Here is a 15,389-nt window from a genome sequence, read left to right on the forward strand (position 1 = left end):
GCAGGTGTTTTGAATGTGCGGATTTGTTGGATGCATACATGAAAACCAACAGAATACCAAGAGAACAAAAGACAAAGTTTTTAGAGAAAGGAATGCTTTAATCACACATAGAGGTCCTGATGAGGAAGGATATTATACGGATGAATATGTTCAGTTCGGTTTTAAACGGTTAAGTATTATTGATATCGAGAACGGCCATCAGCCGCTTTCCTATGAAAATGAACGATATTGGATAATTTTTAATGGTGAGATTTATAATCATACGGAACTTCGAAAGGAATTAAAGGCCAAAGGGCATTCTTTTGCCACTGATTCCGATACAGAAGTAATACTTGCTTTGTACAGCACCTTAAAGGAGCGGTGCGTTCAAAAACTTCGGGGGATGTTCGCTTTTGTCATATGGGACAAAAATACACAGACCTTATTTGGCGCTCGGGATCATTTTGGCATTAAGCCATTCTTCTATATGGAGAAAGATGATATTACATATTTGGCTTCAGAGAAAAAAAGTATCATTTTAGCACAGGACGGTGGACTGGATTTGGATTCACTCCAGTATTACCTCAGTTTTCAATATGTACCTGAACCCGCCACCATGACCAAACAAATAAAAAAATTGCCCGCCGGTCATTTTTTTATAAAGAAAACGGGAAAGCCATTAATAATTAGGTCCTACTGGAAGCCTGCGTTTCAACCTATATCGTCATCTGAATCCCGAATCGTAAAAGATATTCAAAATGTGCTTACCGATTCAGTGAATGTTCACATGCGCAGCGATGTGCCAGTTGGTTCCTTTTTGTCCGGGGGAATTGATTCTTCTTTTATCGTCTCATTGGCTAAACAAGTAAACCCAGATATCAAAACGTTTTCCGTTGGTTTTGAACGAAACGGGTTTAGTGAAGTTGATGTAGCGAAAGAGACTGCGGATGCACTGCAACTGGAAAATTATAGCTACACCATTACACCGGAGGAATTCATTCAGGAACTTCCTAAAATTATCTGGCATATGGATGACCCATTGGCAGATCCGGCTGCTGTCCCTTTATATTTTCTTGCTCGTGAAGCTAGAAAACAGGTAAAGGTGGTGTTGTCTGGAGAAGGGGCCGATGAGTTGTTCGGAGGTTATAATATATATCGGGAACCACATTCGCTGCGGATGTTCCACTATATCCCTGACCCGATGAAAGCACTGCTAAAAACATTCAGCCACATCCTTCCTGACGGGTTTAAAGGGAAAAATTTTATTGACCGCGGTTCGACTCCGTTGGAAGAGCGTTATATTGGAAATGCCAAGATGTTCGAGGAGAATCAGAAACAGTCGTTACTTGCTTCTTATCGCCCGGGACTTTCCTACACTAACATCACCAGACCGATCTACAGCCATTCTCTGGGATACGACGAGATAACAAAAATGCAGAACATCGATATTCATACGTGGTTAAAAGGTGATATTTTATTGAAAGCTGACAAAATGACAATGGCGCACTCCCTTGAATTGCGTGTTCCTTTTCTTGATAAAAAAGTGTTTGAAGTGGCCTCAAAGATTGCTGCAGATCAAAAAATAAAAGCAAATACAACGAAGTATGTGCTTCGAAAAGCAGCAGAAGGGATTGTACCTGACCACGTGGTGAACCGTAAGAAATTAGGTTTCCCTGTGCCGATTCGCCATTGGCTAAAAGAGGAGTTATACGATTGGGCCAAGGGGGTTATTCATAATAGCCAAACCGATTATATATTCAAAAAAAGTGAAGTCTTCCGTTTATTGAAGGAACACGTGGAAAGTAAAAAAGACAATAGCCGTAAAATCTGGACAATCCTTATTTTTATGATTTGGCATCAGATCTATATAGAAAAAGATTACGAAAATTTTCAGCAACAAAGACAAGTCGTTTCCTTATAAGTTGAGTTTCAACTTCCTTGAAGTTCAGTAGGTATACATTTAGAGAAAAGGGGCTGTCCCAAAGAAGTCGTTAAGTAGACTTGCTGGGACAGCCCTTAGTTATTGACTAATGATGATCGCCATCTTCCTTTTCTATTTCTAACTTGCTGTCGATGATTCCTTGTGTATCATAGGAGAGATCATCAAGGCTGCCGACGACAAACCCGTGATTATATGGTCCTTCCATCGGACTTTCTTCAAAGGTTGGCTTTACTTTTGCCAAATATCTAGCCATATTTTCTGTCAATTTCCCCTTCTCCAGGATCAGCAATGGTGCATGCTTGCCTAAGTGAGCCAGTGGGGCTGTGACTAAAGCGAAATTCGGTGTTTCAGATGATAGGAATGAGAAACCGTGTCCTGGGTCATCGATACCCCAGCCGAAGTCGCTTTCTTCATCTTTGAAAAGGGTGAAGGCGATCGAAGCTTCACTTGGATTCTTTCCGTCGATTCTTGTGACGTTTCCTAACTCGTTTAGCTGTTGTTCCACTTGCTTTGAAATGACAGAGTCTGGACCTAGAATATACAGGTTGGGGTTATCCCGCTTTTTAATAGCCTCGATTGTTTCATCAGGGATGTCGTTTTCGGTAACGTACAATACAGGTTCCGGCATATGTGCAATCCAATAGGTAGCGATTACTGAAAATTCCTTGGCCTTATCCTCCGAAGAAACAATAATGATGCTTTCCGGTAGTTCTCCGGAGACTTCCGCGTAAAAACGGTCGATTTCTGCTGCGAAGCTGGCTGGGTTATCGTCGTTTATTTGATCGATGGTGTAGTCTGCGAGTGCTTCCAAAACTCTTTCTGAAACATTTCCCATCACCTTCACCTGTGTTCCTTCACTGTTTCCTTTCGGCTGCAGGCGGTTAATTTCATTCATTGTTGATTCCGGAATCAAATCATCATTGATTAATAAAATCGGACCGTTATTAGGATGGTGGATTAGGTCTGCACTCGCCAACGTCAGCTGCCAGCTGTCCACGGCGGATAAAATAATGGTTCCTGGCCGTGTTTTCTCATGAGTGGCCGGCCAGATCAGCTGGGAGGTCATGACGGCCAGTTCTACTGGATCGCTTTCATCGAGCCTGGTAATATTCTTGGTGCTTAAATATTTCAGGTTTTCTGTTGCACGTTCATTATTCTTCTTTGGCATGGTTGCAAAGTGCTCTTTCTTATTGTCTAATTTAATCATCTTATCACCTCTTAGTTTTTGAAATGTATAGATATACATAACCATTAATGTGATTTATAAACATTAAGGACCGTTTACATATCTCATTCAGGGGAACGATTAGACTAGAGAATAGTGGAAGGAAAGGAGCAGAAAGCAAGTGACGACTCATATTGAGAATTATCGCATTGAAGCCGCAGATACGAATAAGAAAAAAATGAAAATCATTCTGATACTGGCACTACCTGCAGTTGTTGAAAACTTCTTCCAGACAATACTTGGCTTTGTCGACACGTATTTCGTTTCCCAAATCGGGCTTGCCGAGGTTTCAGCAGTAGGAGTCACCAATGCTGTGCTGGCAATTTATTTCGCTTTATTCATGGCACTGGGGGTTGCGGCGAACGTTTATATTGCTAATTTTATTGGAGCTGAAAAGGTGGAAAAAGCAAGGCACATAGCTCAGCAATCGATTGTTGTGGCAGCGGTTCTTGGCCTGTTAACCGGGTTGGTTACTTTGCTGTTTGCTGAACCATTGTTGCAACTGATGGGAATAGAGGAAAATGTCTTAACAGCCGGGGCTCTATATTTCCGGATTGTCGCCATTCCCTCGATTTTTATGGCGCTTATGTTTGTTCTCAGTGCAATTTTGCGAGGAGCTGGGAATACCAAAGCACCCATGTATGTAGCTATTGTGGCAAACCTGGTTAACGCAGGACTCGATTATTTACTAATCTTTGGAATCTGGATTTTTCCTGAGTGGGGAATTGCCGGAGCAGCGGTTGCCACGGTCACTTCCCGTATTCTAGGTTCTGTCGGTCTGTTCTGGTATATCCAAAGAGCCGATATGTTGCGGGTGCGACGTGATTATTGGCGTTTGGACAAAGAGCATTTGAAGGAGCTGTTTGTTCTTGGAAGCCCGGCAGCCGGTGAACGCTTGATTATGCGGGCGGGCCAAATCGTTTACTTCGGGTTAGTTGTAGCATTAGGGACCAACGTGTTTGCAGCCCATCAAATTGCAGGAAATATTGAAGTCTTCTCCTATATGCTCGGTTTCGGGTTTGCTACTGCTGTTACGATTCTTGTCGGACAGCAGATCGGAGCAGGGAAGTATGAGGAGGCCAAATCGTTTGCAAAATTGGGTGTTTTCCTTGCTTTCGGAATCATGTCTCTGTTTGGTGCCATTCTCTTCTTTTTTGGGGAATGGGCTGGTGCCTTTTTCACAGAGGATGAAACGGTTATCAATAATATTGGTACAGCCTTAAAAGTCTCCGGTGTATTCCAGCCGTTCTTAGCCGTGGTCATTGTGCTTACCGGGGCATTCCAAGGAGCCAATAATACCAAATTCCCGATGTATTTGACCGGAGTTGGCATGTGGGCAGTACGTACATTATTTGTATATCTGTTGGGTATCAAACTTGGCTGGGGATTGCTCGGTGTTTGGATTGCCATTGGAATGGATATCACATTCCGGGCGATCGTATTGGCTATTCAGTTTTCCAGGGATAAATGGGTCGCTCATAAGGATGAACCGGAAGAAGATCCGGAATCTGAGTGTCATCCTCAAACGACCAAAGATGATTTACCTTCCTGCGTTAACAGTTATTAAAATAGCATTTTGTAGACAAGACGGTGTTAAACCGTCTTGTTTTTTATATGGCGAAGAAAGAAAATCTCTATACAGAAAATTATTCTATGTCTGCATAAAATCTTAATATATGTATGGTATAACAATCGTATAGATGAATTCGTCCTCTTTTTTTTGAGACATTATTTTATGGGAGGGAATGAGTAATGAAAAAGTTTTTAGGTTCGATTGTTTTGGTAAGTCTCTTAGTTATACTCGCTGCTTGTGGAGGAAATGAAAATGGGGCGGAAGACAACCAACAGGAAAGTACAGAGGAAGAGGCATCCGGTGAAAAGCTGGACATTATAGCAACAAATTTTCAGTTCAATGAAAACGAGTACACTGTGAAAGCCGGCGAACCTGTAACCATAAACTTATCGAATGAGGAGGGACAACACGGGGTTGCCATAGAAGATTTTGATGTGAATATCCAAGGGGATGGTGAGAGTACATTTACTCCTGAGGAACCCGGGGAATATACCATTTATTGTAGTGTTCCTTGTGGGGAAGGCCATAGTGACATGACATCTACGCTTGTTGTCCAATAACCGATAAGCTCATAGGTAAACCACCTTGAGTCTGTAATTTTGTGAAATGCTTTAACTTAACGGTACATCCATAAGCATTATTGGAAAATTGGTATATTGGGATTTGCAGACAGACTGTGCGAACAACCTCTATTTCAAGGATGTAACTGTTTGAAATAAGCGGAATTTTTGGCTGAGTCGAAGATAATAATTACGGATACCGAGAGGAGGTAATCGGTATCCGGTTCCCATGCGTACTATTTACCCTTCAATTTTAGAACCAAGCAGCTCCTACGATAATCAGAAGAATAAATAGAACAACAATCAACGCAAAACCACGTCCATAGCCGTATCCACCATAGCCCCCGTAGCCATAACCGCAGCCATAACCACCGAAACCACCATATCCAAAGCCCATATTTTAACCCTCCTGACTATAAGGAGTTTGGAGTTAATAGCAAAAGGAAGAACTATCCTGTCTTCCTTTTCCTAATACTGTATGCTCAAGAATGATATTGGTATGGACCAATATCCATCTCAGTTATTTTTAGACTGTATCAATTATTTTGAATTAGCTTTTAAAGCAATAGGACAAACCAGGCAGCGATATTTTAACTGTCTGGATGTCCTTCTTTGCTATGGGTTAGGTTGGAGTGATGGTTTATATTATTTTCTTACCAGTAGAACAGTTCCAAATCCATTAAAAGTAGTTGGGTGACTTGTTTTATGCTGCTATTACAGGCCAACGACATGAAAGAAAAGGTAAGCCCAAAGTATTTTCATGTAAAAAACTAAGTATCTGCATAAAATCCCCATATTTTTCTGTTACCATAACCATGTTTCGAATTTCGCAAATTTAGAGGTATGCGAATAAGAAAGAGAGGGAAGTACAGTGAAGAAACAGAAGAAGCGTTTTATTATGCGGTCAACCATCCTGGGGCTGTTTGTTCTTATCATTGGATTCATCATTTATCAGAACGTTATGAAGGATGCTGACGTCGTCAATGCCGGCGATCAGGCACCGGACTTCCGGTTAGAAACCCTGTCTGGAGATACTGTTCAGCTCAGTGACTATCGTGGGCAAGGCGTGTTTCTAAATGTATGGGCGACTTATTGTAAACCATGTGAAGAAGAAATGCCTTACATAGAAAGCCAATATCAAAAATTCAAAGATAAAGGTGTCGAAGTGCTGGCAGTGGATGTGGGGGAACCAAAGCTTACGGTACAAGCCTTTGTCGATCGAAAAGGGATGACTTTCCCCGTTTTATTAGATAAAGATTCTCAATTAATGGATGCTTATGGAATCAGTCCGATTCCAGTCACTTTTTTGATTGATGAAAACGGCAAAGTGGTCGACCGGATTACCGCAGGCATGACGGAAGAAGAAATCCGCGGATATATGAAGCAGATCCAGCCAAGTGATGGGAACGGTCCGAATGGCTGATATTAATATCTTCCTGGCATTCGGAGCAGGTTTCTTATCATTCATCTCTCCGTGCTGCCTGCCCCTCTACCCGGCGTTTCTCTCGTATATTACAGGTATATCCGTCGATGAATTCAAACAAAAGAATGCTATGATGCAAAAAGCTCCGTTGATGCACACATTATTTTTCTTACTTGGATTTTCAATTATATTTATTGCCATTGGATTTTCCACCTCCTGGATTGGGAATTGGTTCATGCGTTATGATGACTTAATCCGCCAGCTTGGAGCCGTATTAATTATTGTTTTAGGCCTTATCACCTTAGGTGTATTCAAGCCCGGTTTCTTGATGAAGGATTACAAGGTTACATTGAAAAATCGCCCCCCGGGTTATATTGGATCCAGTGCAGTAGGGATGGCATTTGCTGCCGGGTGGACGCCTTGTACGGGGCCGATTCTTGCAGCTGTCATAGCGCTTGGAGTATCTGCCCCTGATCAGGCAGTAGTTTATATGATCGCTTATGTATTGGGATTTTCTATCCCATTCTTTACGATGGCATTTTTTATCGGACGAATGAAATGGATTAAGCGGCATAATCGGAGAATTGTAAAAATAGGCGGGTACACCATGATATTCATGGGGGTTTTCCTATTATTCGGCTGGATGACCAGTCTTACTTCTTTCATCACCAATCAATTTTTTGGGGGATGGACCGGTTTTTAAATAATTATAGGTGATGAGCTCAGAGGATATCTTTCCTTTGAGCTTATTTTTTGCTCAGGGTGTATGAATTTCACTTGCTACTCGTAAATAAATACAGCGGAAAACTTTGAGTTTTCCGCTGTATTGTGAGGACTTCTGCAGTCCTCAAGCATAAAGGGGGGGTACTTTGCACTTTCCTGCATGGTTAGAGATTGTTCACTATGTGAACATATTTAGAATAACAATCAAATGTTTAGATTCTGTGCATTTCAGCAATTTTTCTTCAATTATTTTTTCTTAGTTAGCTTGCCATTTTCCGGCATTCTTCTGCACATTTGCGGCAAATTTGTGCACATTCCTGACAATGCTTATCCTGGAAGCTTTCACACTCCATGGCGCACTGGTCACAAATAGTTGCACATAGTCCACATAACTGTGAAGAAAATTCACTGTTTCGTGACATATATTGTGTTGCTTGTCCACATATCTCTGCACAGTCATTTAAAGTTTGGATACACTTGACCCTTGCTTGTATATCTGGTTCTTGTAAGCAGGCTTTTATACACTCCTCACAAGCACGTAAACACCGAAGACATTCTTCGATGCATGAATCCATATTTGTTGAGGATGTCGATAGCACGCCCAATCTAAATTCCTCCTTTATTTTATTCTTCCTTACTTTTCCCGTATAGGACGATTACATACGCATTTTTGGTAAAGCAATTGACCTTTCTTCTGAACAATAAAGTTTATCAAAATACTGTAGTGGGGTATTGTGTTATAAGTTATTGTAGGAGGTGGAAATATGTTGACAGCTATATCATGGATAGCGTTAGGGTTAGGTTTATTAAGTTTTCTTATTATCCTCATTGATGTGATTAGACATCCACAACAAATGATGGTGATGAACCTTGTCTGGCCCATTAATGGCTTGTTTTTTGGACCACTTAATTTATGGGCTTATTATAAATGGGGGCGTTTGAAGGCAAAAGGAATCAAGAAAGATGATAATAGAAAGTGGCCGGCAAAAGTATTTGTATCAACTAGCCACTGCTCATCGGGTTGTGCCATTGGGGATATCATAGGGATTCCTATTGTTGCGATTACAGGGATGACAATTGCAGGAGCTACGATATTTGCCGACTTTACCGTTGAATTTATCCTGGCATACCTATTCGGGATTTTCTTTCAATTTTATGCGATTTATCCAATGAACAAGGAAAAAGGAGTATTTCAAAATTTCAAAGATGCAATCAAGGCAGACTCTTTAGCTCTCATCGCATTTGAAGTGGGGATGTTCGGATGGATGGCGCTTGTCCACTTTATCATTTTTGCCCCCAATCCACCTAAACCGCATGAACCGAGCTACTGGTTCATGATGCAAATAGCCTTGATCCTGGGCTTCTTCACAAGTTACCCGGCCAATTGGTGGTTGGTGAAGCGGGGGATCAAAGAAGAAATGTGACTTGTCATTAAACCTTCATACTTTCTCGATGAATTCTTGATAGTTTAACTTTATGATGAAATTATCATGAAAAGGAGCTGATAGATATGAAATCATTCATTATTGGAGCATTGTCTATGGGGTTTATAGTAGCCGGCGGTGTTTCTGGTGTACAGGCTGCAAGCGACGAGATGGAAATGCCTGCAGAAGGAAGTGAACAAATGATGGAAATGGATGAAATGCATCAAGAGATGCTTAATTCAAATGCTGTCATTAATTTTGGGCAGGCGAAGAAGTTGATGGAAAACATGCATCCGGAATGGACTAAGGAAGAAATCAAAAACATGTACCAATCCATGCACGGCACAAATGGAGCAGCACCTAGCGCGAATTTTAAAGAAATGAATAAGAGTAACTAACGCTACTACAAAAGCTGGCTCGGATTCCGGGCCAGCTTTTTTCATGCAAATATCTTTATAAAAGGCTCATGCTTGCTGAAGCTATTACTCTCCGTATGGCGGCAAAGATTTGTAACGTTTTCTGCGGTACCACCATACAATCAAGCTCATCACAATGAGGAAAACGGATAATAACTGGGCAACACGAAGCGATGGGGCCAGCATCAGGCTATCCGTCCGCATCCCTTCAATGAAAAATCTCCCGAACGAATACCATATCACATAACTAAGAAACAATTCTCCGCGCTTAATCTTGACCTTTCGCCTTAGTACCAGCAACACGATTAACCCGGTTATATTCCATAAAGATTCATATAGGAATGTCGGATGGTAATAGGTACCACTAATGTACATCTGGTTGATGATCCAATCCGGAAGCCAGAGATTCTCAAGGAAGCTTCTAGTCACAGGACCGCCATGTGCCTCCTGATTCATAAAGTTTCCCCATCTGCCAATCGCCTGTCCAACAAGCAGTCCAGGCGCTGCAACATCGGCCATTTTCCAGAAAGGGATCTTTTTCTTCTTCGTATAAAAGTAGGCCGTCAAAATGGCGCCGATTAATGCGCCATGGATGGCGATTCCGCCTTCCCATATCGCAATGATATTTCCAGGCTGGTCTTTATATCGTTCCCATTCAAAAGCGACGTAATATATTCGTGCAGATAATATGGAAACCGGTATAGCGTATACCAGCAGGTCTGTGAAATGATCTTTATTGATCCCGACGCGTTCACATTCCTTAATGGTGATGAGATACCCCAATAGTGCACCAAGAGCAATGATGATACCATACCAATAAATGGTAATAGGGCCGAATTCAATCGCTATACGACTAAGTGGTTGTATTGAAGATTCCATGACGTCTATCCCTTCCATTGTAGAGTAGGGTGTTTCCCATGATTTATATTAGCAAGATTTTGTGAAGAAACCGTGCATATCTTTACGTCACATTTGACGGTTTTATGACAACCTTTGATTAAATATGTGCACTTGGAACCATTCCATCATAGATTTAGCCATGTAATCTTTAAGTATTCTTGCCTGTTAGTTGCAGGGTATAAAAGAATGGATAAGGGAAGCTTGCATTAAGATAATACACAAGTATCGTAAGTCCAGCGTCCTGATGTGCATTCTCTTCGTATACCTCTACAAGATTGCTGAAGGAAAAGAGTACCAAGCATCGATTGAGTTCGCTCTTTACTGTCGTCGTCTGAGCGGTTTGAAGAAACGAGTGCTTTCATAAAATAGGCTGTAGGCAAAAGAACTCCAATACTTGATTCAAGCACAGCAAAGAAACGAGCTACTCCAATAGGTACTATATCCCCGTATCCGATTGTTAGCAGGGTAACCCCGCTAAAGTATAAAAGGTTTAGAAAGGTAGGGTCAACCGGCTTTCTCGACTTGATATTTTCCACCAGAACTACTTCATTTAAAGAAAGTACGTAATAGAGGAAGGCAAACCCTACCAGGACCCCCGTTAGTACAAAGAATAACTTTAAAAATAAAGCTGTACTGAACTTGCTTTTCCGGTAGGTTTTGTTCGTAAAGAAGTAGACAAGATTGGCAGCGATAAATACAATAGTTGCACCGAATAAGAAATTAGCCATATTATCACCTTTCTATGTTTTTGTAGAGCATCTATCATTCATTACTTCCTCGGAGGTTATTTTGGTTTTTGGGGTTTTAGGGATATACTTCCGTCACGAATAGAGGTGCTTTATCTTCCTTTTAAATAAAATAAGCTGTTGAGAAAGCCTCAACAGCTTATTTAAGCTTAAGGGATTATTCTACAACTTCTATTACCGTAAACATGCCGCCCGTGTCACCATTTGCATTCATGGTGTGATGGGGTTTATGACAATGGATTGGCCATTTACCTACGTTTTCTGCAGTGAATTCAACATCCCAGGTTTCCCCTGCAGCCACATTGATGGTGTTCTTGGTAAGCTGTGCGGATGCATCAATACGGTTGCCATCAGCAGCCACCACTTTAAAGTCATCCCCATGCATGTGCATGGGATGAGAATTTCCGCTGAGGTTAGTAAATCTCAAGCGTACAGTTTCCCCTCTTTTTACCTGAATCGGTTCTGTATCTGGATAAGATTTTCCGTTGATCGTGAATGTATTCGGTTCCATCCCCATCGGATTAATTTCGTAGGCGCCCGAATCATCGCTTGCTTTTGCCGTCATTCCTTCCTTTTCTGAATGTTCTTCATCATTTGCTTCTTTATCGGAAGATGGCATAGCCATTTCCATATCGCCATGGCCTCCAGCACCTTCAAGTGTCCATTCCTGAAGCATCATGACGATGTCCCTGTCCACTTGTTGATTCTGTTTTTTCGGCTGGATGACGAAAGCTCCTCCTAGTCCCATTAATTCCTGTTTGGAAACATTGGTGTGCGAGTGATACATATAGGTACCAGACTGTTCGAGTGTGAAGGTATAAGTAAAGGATTCGCCAGGTTCGATGGTCGGTGTATCCTGGATAGAGGTTACACCATCCATGTCATTCGGAACCTTCAAGCCATGCCAGTGGACAGATGTTGCTTCTGGGAGGTTGTTCGTCACCGTAATTTCAACCTTATCGCCTTCTTCCGCGACCAGTGTCGGACCCGGCGTACTGCCATTGTATCCCCATGCCTTTCCCTGATAGCCACTGGTGAATGTCTGTGTCACCGGCTCAGCTGTCAATTCAAAACGTTTGACTCCGTCTTCCTCTTCGCCGTGCAAAGTTTCTACTCCTGGCGATTCGATTGGAGCTGATTTGGATGCTGGTGCAGTTACACCGGTATCGGATGTCGAAGCCAGTGTCAATTGCTGGTATATAAATGTAGAACCTATCGCGGCTAAGGCAACTAAAGTTATAATCCATTTTCTTTTCATAGTACTCTCCCTTTAATAAGTTTTAGTTCTTTAAATTTAGCAGGTATTTATTGAGAAATTGTGCATTATTTCCAGAATATATGTGATGATTTTGTGACATCATGACAAATTGGGCAATATATCAAAGAGAAGTTTTGTAATCGAATCCTTTTATAGGACCGCTACGGAATAGAATTCGTCGGTTGAGCATGGCACAGGGAGTACTAAAAATGAATGATATCATCCAATAGCTATCAGCTTACGTATGCAAAAAACGCTTGAATGTTATTTTCATCCAAGCGTTTCAACTAATTAAACTATATTTATTAAATGAACCAGATTACTATCAAGATTTCTATTTTATGATCGAGGCTGCACCCACTTGTAACCGATGCCCCACACCGTTTGAAAGTAATCATCGATCGGGAATCCGGACCCCCTGACTTTTTCCCGCATATTCCGCACATGGGAATCAATGGTACGTCCTTCTGTCTCCGAATCAAGTCCCCAAATCAACTCGATCAATTGATCGCGGTTATAGACACGATTAGGGCGCTTCATCACATAGCCGATGATGGCGAATTCTTTCGGGGTCAGTTTGATGGGTTCCTCATGGTAGGTAAGTTCATGGTTGACCCCATCCCAGGCAAGTCCATCGATTTCAATACGATCCCTCTTACCTGTTCTTCTTAACACCGCCTTTATTCGTGCTATCAGTTCATCCCCATCAAAAGGTTTTGTAACATAATCATCTGCTCCAAGCTTCAGCCCTTTGACGATATCCTCTTTTTGTTCCCGTGCGGTAATCATGATGACAGGTACCTCGGAGGTTTCCCGTATAGACTTACAAACCTCCCAGCCACTCATCTCCGGCATCATGATATCTAACAGGATGACGTCGTAAGTGGTGTGTCTTACCTGTTTGATCGCTTCCTTTCCGGATGTCGCTTGCTCACAGTGAAAGCCTTCCGGCTTTAGGTATAAAGCTATCAAGTCAAGCATCCGTTGTTCGTCATCGACTATTAACGTTTTGATCATCTGTATCTCCTCCTGGAAGAGCAATGGTAAAAGTCGTCCCTTCATCGAGGCTGCTTTCCACGTGTATATGACCTTCATGCAGGCGAACGATTTCCTTAACAATTGCCAGTCCTAACCCGGATCCTCCACTTGATCTCGAACGAGATTTATCTACCCTGTAGAGACGATCAAATATATACGGGAGTTCTTCTTCCGGGATCCCGCTTCCTTCATCGATAATCTTCACTTCTGCACCGGGATGCTGCGATCTGGCAACTACTTGTATCTTCGTCTCCGGTGGTGAGTGTTTCAATGCGTTATCAAGCAAATTGAGAATAATTTGCTGAAAACGCTCGGGATCCACATAGGCTGTTACATCCACCGGACAATCCAAATGCAGTTGGATTTGTTTCTCTTCGAAAACAGGGCTCAATCGGCTGACCACCTTCTCCAAATAACCACATAATTTTACTTGCTCTGGCATAATAGCAAATTGATTCTGATCCATCCTGGCTAATGCAAATAAATTCTTTACCAGCAACGTCAATTGTTCCGTTTCCTCTTTTAAAATCGTTAAATAATGGTACCGTTCTTCCTGCGATAAATTCGTGCGACCGGCTATGTCCGCATACCCTTTGATATAGGTGAGCGGGGTCCGTAATTCGTGGGCAATATTGGCGAGGAAATCGTTCCGTTCGCGCTTCAAATGGTCCAGGTCACGCGCAAGTGTCTGAATGGAGATAGCCAGATTACCTAACTCATCTTTCCGGTTGATAGTTTCAAGCGAAATGTTCGTTTCTCCAGCGCTCATGCGTTCGGTCACTTGTTTCATATGGAGCAGCGGGAAAGTTAAGAAGCGCGACAATATAAATATCGTGATGATGGTTAATAAAATGGTGAACAGCCCTATAATGACAAACTGCCGGGTCAATTCTGTCACGACACGCTGGACGACATCAGATGGGGAGAACATAAAGACATTTCCCATTCGTTGCCCGTCAATGACAATCGGTGATCGTGTCGCAATATAGGGGGCAATTCTCCACCGGTCCTCGATAATCCTGCCTTCATGGGCGATATCAGCAGTTCTGTTATTTTCAATCAGCCGAACAATTTCTTCACTAACAGTAGTCGATTTTGATAGCACTTCTCCATCGCTTCCGGTGATAACCACATCGGTGACTGCTTCTGTTTCCATGAGAGCTACATGCTGCAACGTGATATCATCAAAGTTTTTTTCAAGCACGTCCCGGTGACTGCTTCCACGTGCGAGTAACCCTTCTAAAACTTCATCGACCTGACTGGTCACCAGGTTGGTATACAGGACGGAAAAGAGTAAAATCTCCACAATCGCAATGAAAAGAAAAAATAAGGACGCTACTTTCCATGATAGTTTATTGAACATGATATCAAACCTCGATTTCTTTCTGTATCTACCAATATGTCAACGTGTCCAGCACTCCGATAATAATCAAAAGCATACCTGCAGTACGCTGGACGATGGTCCCGGCGCGGCGTCCTTTCTTCATGAGGTTGCCACTCAGCCCGAAATAAGCAATCAGTCCGATGAATAACAACAAAGGAATCGACGTCCCAATCCCGAATACCATCGGCATGACTGCACCATAAGGGGTTGCTACGACAATTGGCATCAACGTAAGGAAAAACAAAACGAACATGGTGGGGCAAAATGCCAGTGTAAAACTAGATCCAAGAAAGAAACTGCCCCATGGGGATTGCTGGGAGGATAACCGCTCCGGTACTTTAAATAAAGTCACGGTCTTGTTAAACTTTATCACTCCCACCAAGTATGCCCCAATAATGACCAGCAATGGGCCGATGGCTTTTCTCAACCATGGGAACATCGATTGGAGCTGCTGGAAGACATCTTTACCTAACAGCCAGAATATCAACCCTAATAATGAAAATACGACCAGCTTGCCTATAATGAACATCCAGATATGCAGCCAAGGGATTTTTTCACGGAACGACCGGGAACCATAAAGTGTCATCGCTCCTATGTTCCCTGTCAACTGACAGGGAGCAGCAGCTCCTACAAGACCGAGAACCATGGCATAAAACAACGGCCATTCCTGTACGCTGTAGGAGAGTTGTATCACCGGCTCCATCACTACTCTGCTGAGCCAATTCAACACTTCGTACATAGTCTTTGCCTCCTTTTCATGACACTACTAGAGTAATAGTTATTTTTGCAGAAAACGTG

At 42.3% G+C, this 15,389-nt stretch carries 15 protein-coding genes and 1 pseudogene; 7 read left to right on the forward strand and 9 right to left on the reverse strand.

Annotation, left to right across the window (positions count from 1 at the left end; all coding sequences use genetic code 11):
• Nucleotides 1–13 precede the first annotated feature (13 nt).
• Nucleotides 14–1,900, forward strand: a complete 1,887-nt coding sequence (gene asnB / locus P855_RS0116325; RefSeq protein ID WP_028784574.1) for an asparagine synthase (glutamine-hydrolyzing) — start codon at nt 14–16, stop codon at nt 1,898–1,900.
• A 106-nt stretch (nt 1,901–2,006) separates the two neighbouring features.
• Here asnB and P855_RS0116330 read toward each other — a convergent pair whose 3' ends face one another.
• Nucleotides 2,007–3,128, reverse strand: coding sequence for an ArsR family transcriptional regulator (locus P855_RS0116330; RefSeq protein WP_051353282.1), 1,122 nt, complete (start codon nt 3,126–3,128; stop codon nt 2,007–2,009).
• A 139-nt stretch (nt 3,129–3,267) separates the two neighbouring features.
• Here P855_RS0116330 and P855_RS0116335 point away from each other — a divergent pair, with 139 nt between their 5' ends.
• The gene (locus P855_RS0116335) at nt 3,268–4,713 is read left to right on the forward strand and encodes an MATE family efflux transporter (RefSeq protein ID WP_419177283.1); all 1,446 of its coding nucleotides are present in this window, start codon (nt 3,268–3,270) and stop codon (nt 4,711–4,713) included.
• A 185-nt stretch (nt 4,714–4,898) separates the two neighbouring features.
• Entirely contained in the window at nt 4,899–5,279 is a 381-nt protein-coding gene (locus P855_RS0116340; protein WP_028784577.1) for a cupredoxin domain-containing protein, read from the forward strand.
• Nucleotides 5,280–5,532: 253 nt separating this feature from the next.
• Here the strand turns inward: P855_RS0116340 and P855_RS22570 are convergent.
• Nucleotides 5,533–5,607, reverse strand: a pseudogene (locus P855_RS22570) (YjcZ family sporulation protein); the annotation flags it as partial.
• Nucleotides 5,608–6,150: 543 nt separating this feature from the next.
• Here P855_RS22570 and resA point away from each other — a divergent pair.
• Together resA and P855_RS0116355 are read left to right on the forward strand one after the other, a co-directional pair.
• Entirely contained in the window at nt 6,151–6,702 is a 552-nt protein-coding gene (gene resA, locus P855_RS0116350; RefSeq protein WP_028784578.1) for a thiol-disulfide oxidoreductase ResA, read from the forward strand.
• On the forward strand, nt 6,695–7,405 hold the full coding sequence (locus tag P855_RS0116355; RefSeq protein WP_028784579.1) for a cytochrome c biogenesis CcdA family protein: 711 nt from the start codon (nt 6,695–6,697) through the stop codon (nt 7,403–7,405). The genes resA and P855_RS0116355 overlap by 8 nt, the downstream gene beginning before the upstream one ends.
• A gap of 280 nt (nt 7,406–7,685) precedes the next feature.
• On the opposite strand, the gene P855_RS21890 is transcribed toward P855_RS0116355, so the two are convergent.
• Nucleotides 7,686–8,000, reverse strand: a complete 315-nt coding sequence (locus tag P855_RS21890; RefSeq protein WP_084315764.1) for a four-helix bundle copper-binding protein — start codon at nt 7,998–8,000, stop codon at nt 7,686–7,688.
• A gap of 189 nt (nt 8,001–8,189) precedes the next feature.
• On the opposite strand from P855_RS21890, the gene P855_RS0116360 reads away from it, so the two are divergent.
• Together P855_RS0116360 and P855_RS21590 are read left to right on the forward strand one after the other, a co-directional pair.
• On the forward strand, nt 8,190–8,849 hold the full coding sequence (locus tag P855_RS0116360; RefSeq protein ID WP_028784580.1) for a DUF4396 domain-containing protein: 660 nt from the start codon (nt 8,190–8,192) through the stop codon (nt 8,847–8,849).
• A gap of 86 nt (nt 8,850–8,935) precedes the next feature.
• Nucleotides 8,936–9,247: a hypothetical protein gene (locus P855_RS21590; protein WP_051353283.1), complete on the forward strand. Its 312-nt coding sequence runs from the start codon at nt 8,936–8,938 to the stop codon at nt 9,245–9,247.
• Nucleotides 9,248–9,331: 84 nt separating this feature from the next.
• Here the strand turns inward: P855_RS21590 and lgt are convergent, their stop codons facing one another.
• The 6 genes from lgt to P855_RS0116395 all read right to left on the reverse strand — a co-directional run bounded on the left by lgt (nt 9,332) and on the right by P855_RS0116395 (nt 15,330).
• Entirely contained in the window at nt 9,332–10,144 is an 813-nt protein-coding gene (gene lgt, locus P855_RS0116370; protein ID WP_028784581.1) for a prolipoprotein diacylglyceryl transferase, read from the reverse strand.
• A gap of 227 nt (nt 10,145–10,371) precedes the next feature.
• On the reverse strand, nt 10,372–10,893 hold the full coding sequence (locus P855_RS21190; protein ID WP_084315739.1) for a potassium channel family protein: 522 nt from the start codon (nt 10,891–10,893) through the stop codon (nt 10,372–10,374).
• A gap of 175 nt (nt 10,894–11,068) precedes the next feature.
• On the reverse strand, nt 11,069–12,169 hold the full coding sequence (locus tag P855_RS0116380; RefSeq protein ID WP_084315740.1) for a multicopper oxidase family protein: 1,101 nt from the start codon (nt 12,167–12,169) through the stop codon (nt 11,069–11,071).
• Nucleotides 12,170–12,508: 339 nt separating this feature from the next.
• The gene (locus P855_RS0116385; protein ID WP_028784583.1) at nt 12,509–13,186 is read right to left on the reverse strand and encodes a response regulator transcription factor; all 678 of its coding nucleotides are present in this window, start codon (nt 13,184–13,186) and stop codon (nt 12,509–12,511) included.
• Nucleotides 13,161–14,570 carry a sensor histidine kinase gene (locus P855_RS0116390; protein ID WP_028784584.1) on the reverse strand — a complete coding sequence of 470 codons (1,410 nt, stop codon included), beginning with the start codon at nt 14,568–14,570 and terminating at the stop codon, nt 13,161–13,163. Before P855_RS0116390 ends, P855_RS0116385 begins: the two co-directional genes overlap by 26 nt.
• A gap of 28 nt (nt 14,571–14,598) precedes the next feature.
• On the reverse strand, nt 14,599–15,330 hold the full coding sequence (locus P855_RS0116395) for a sulfite exporter TauE/SafE family protein (RefSeq protein ID WP_028784585.1): 732 nt from the start codon (nt 15,328–15,330) through the stop codon (nt 14,599–14,601).
• Nucleotides 15,331–15,389: the final 59 nt, after the last annotated feature.

The sequence above is a fragment of the Thalassobacillus devorans MSP14 genome, assembly GCF_000496835.1.
In the GTDB taxonomy this organism is placed as follows: Bacteria; Bacillota; Bacilli; order Bacillales; family Halobacillaceae; genus Thalassobacillus; species Thalassobacillus devorans_B.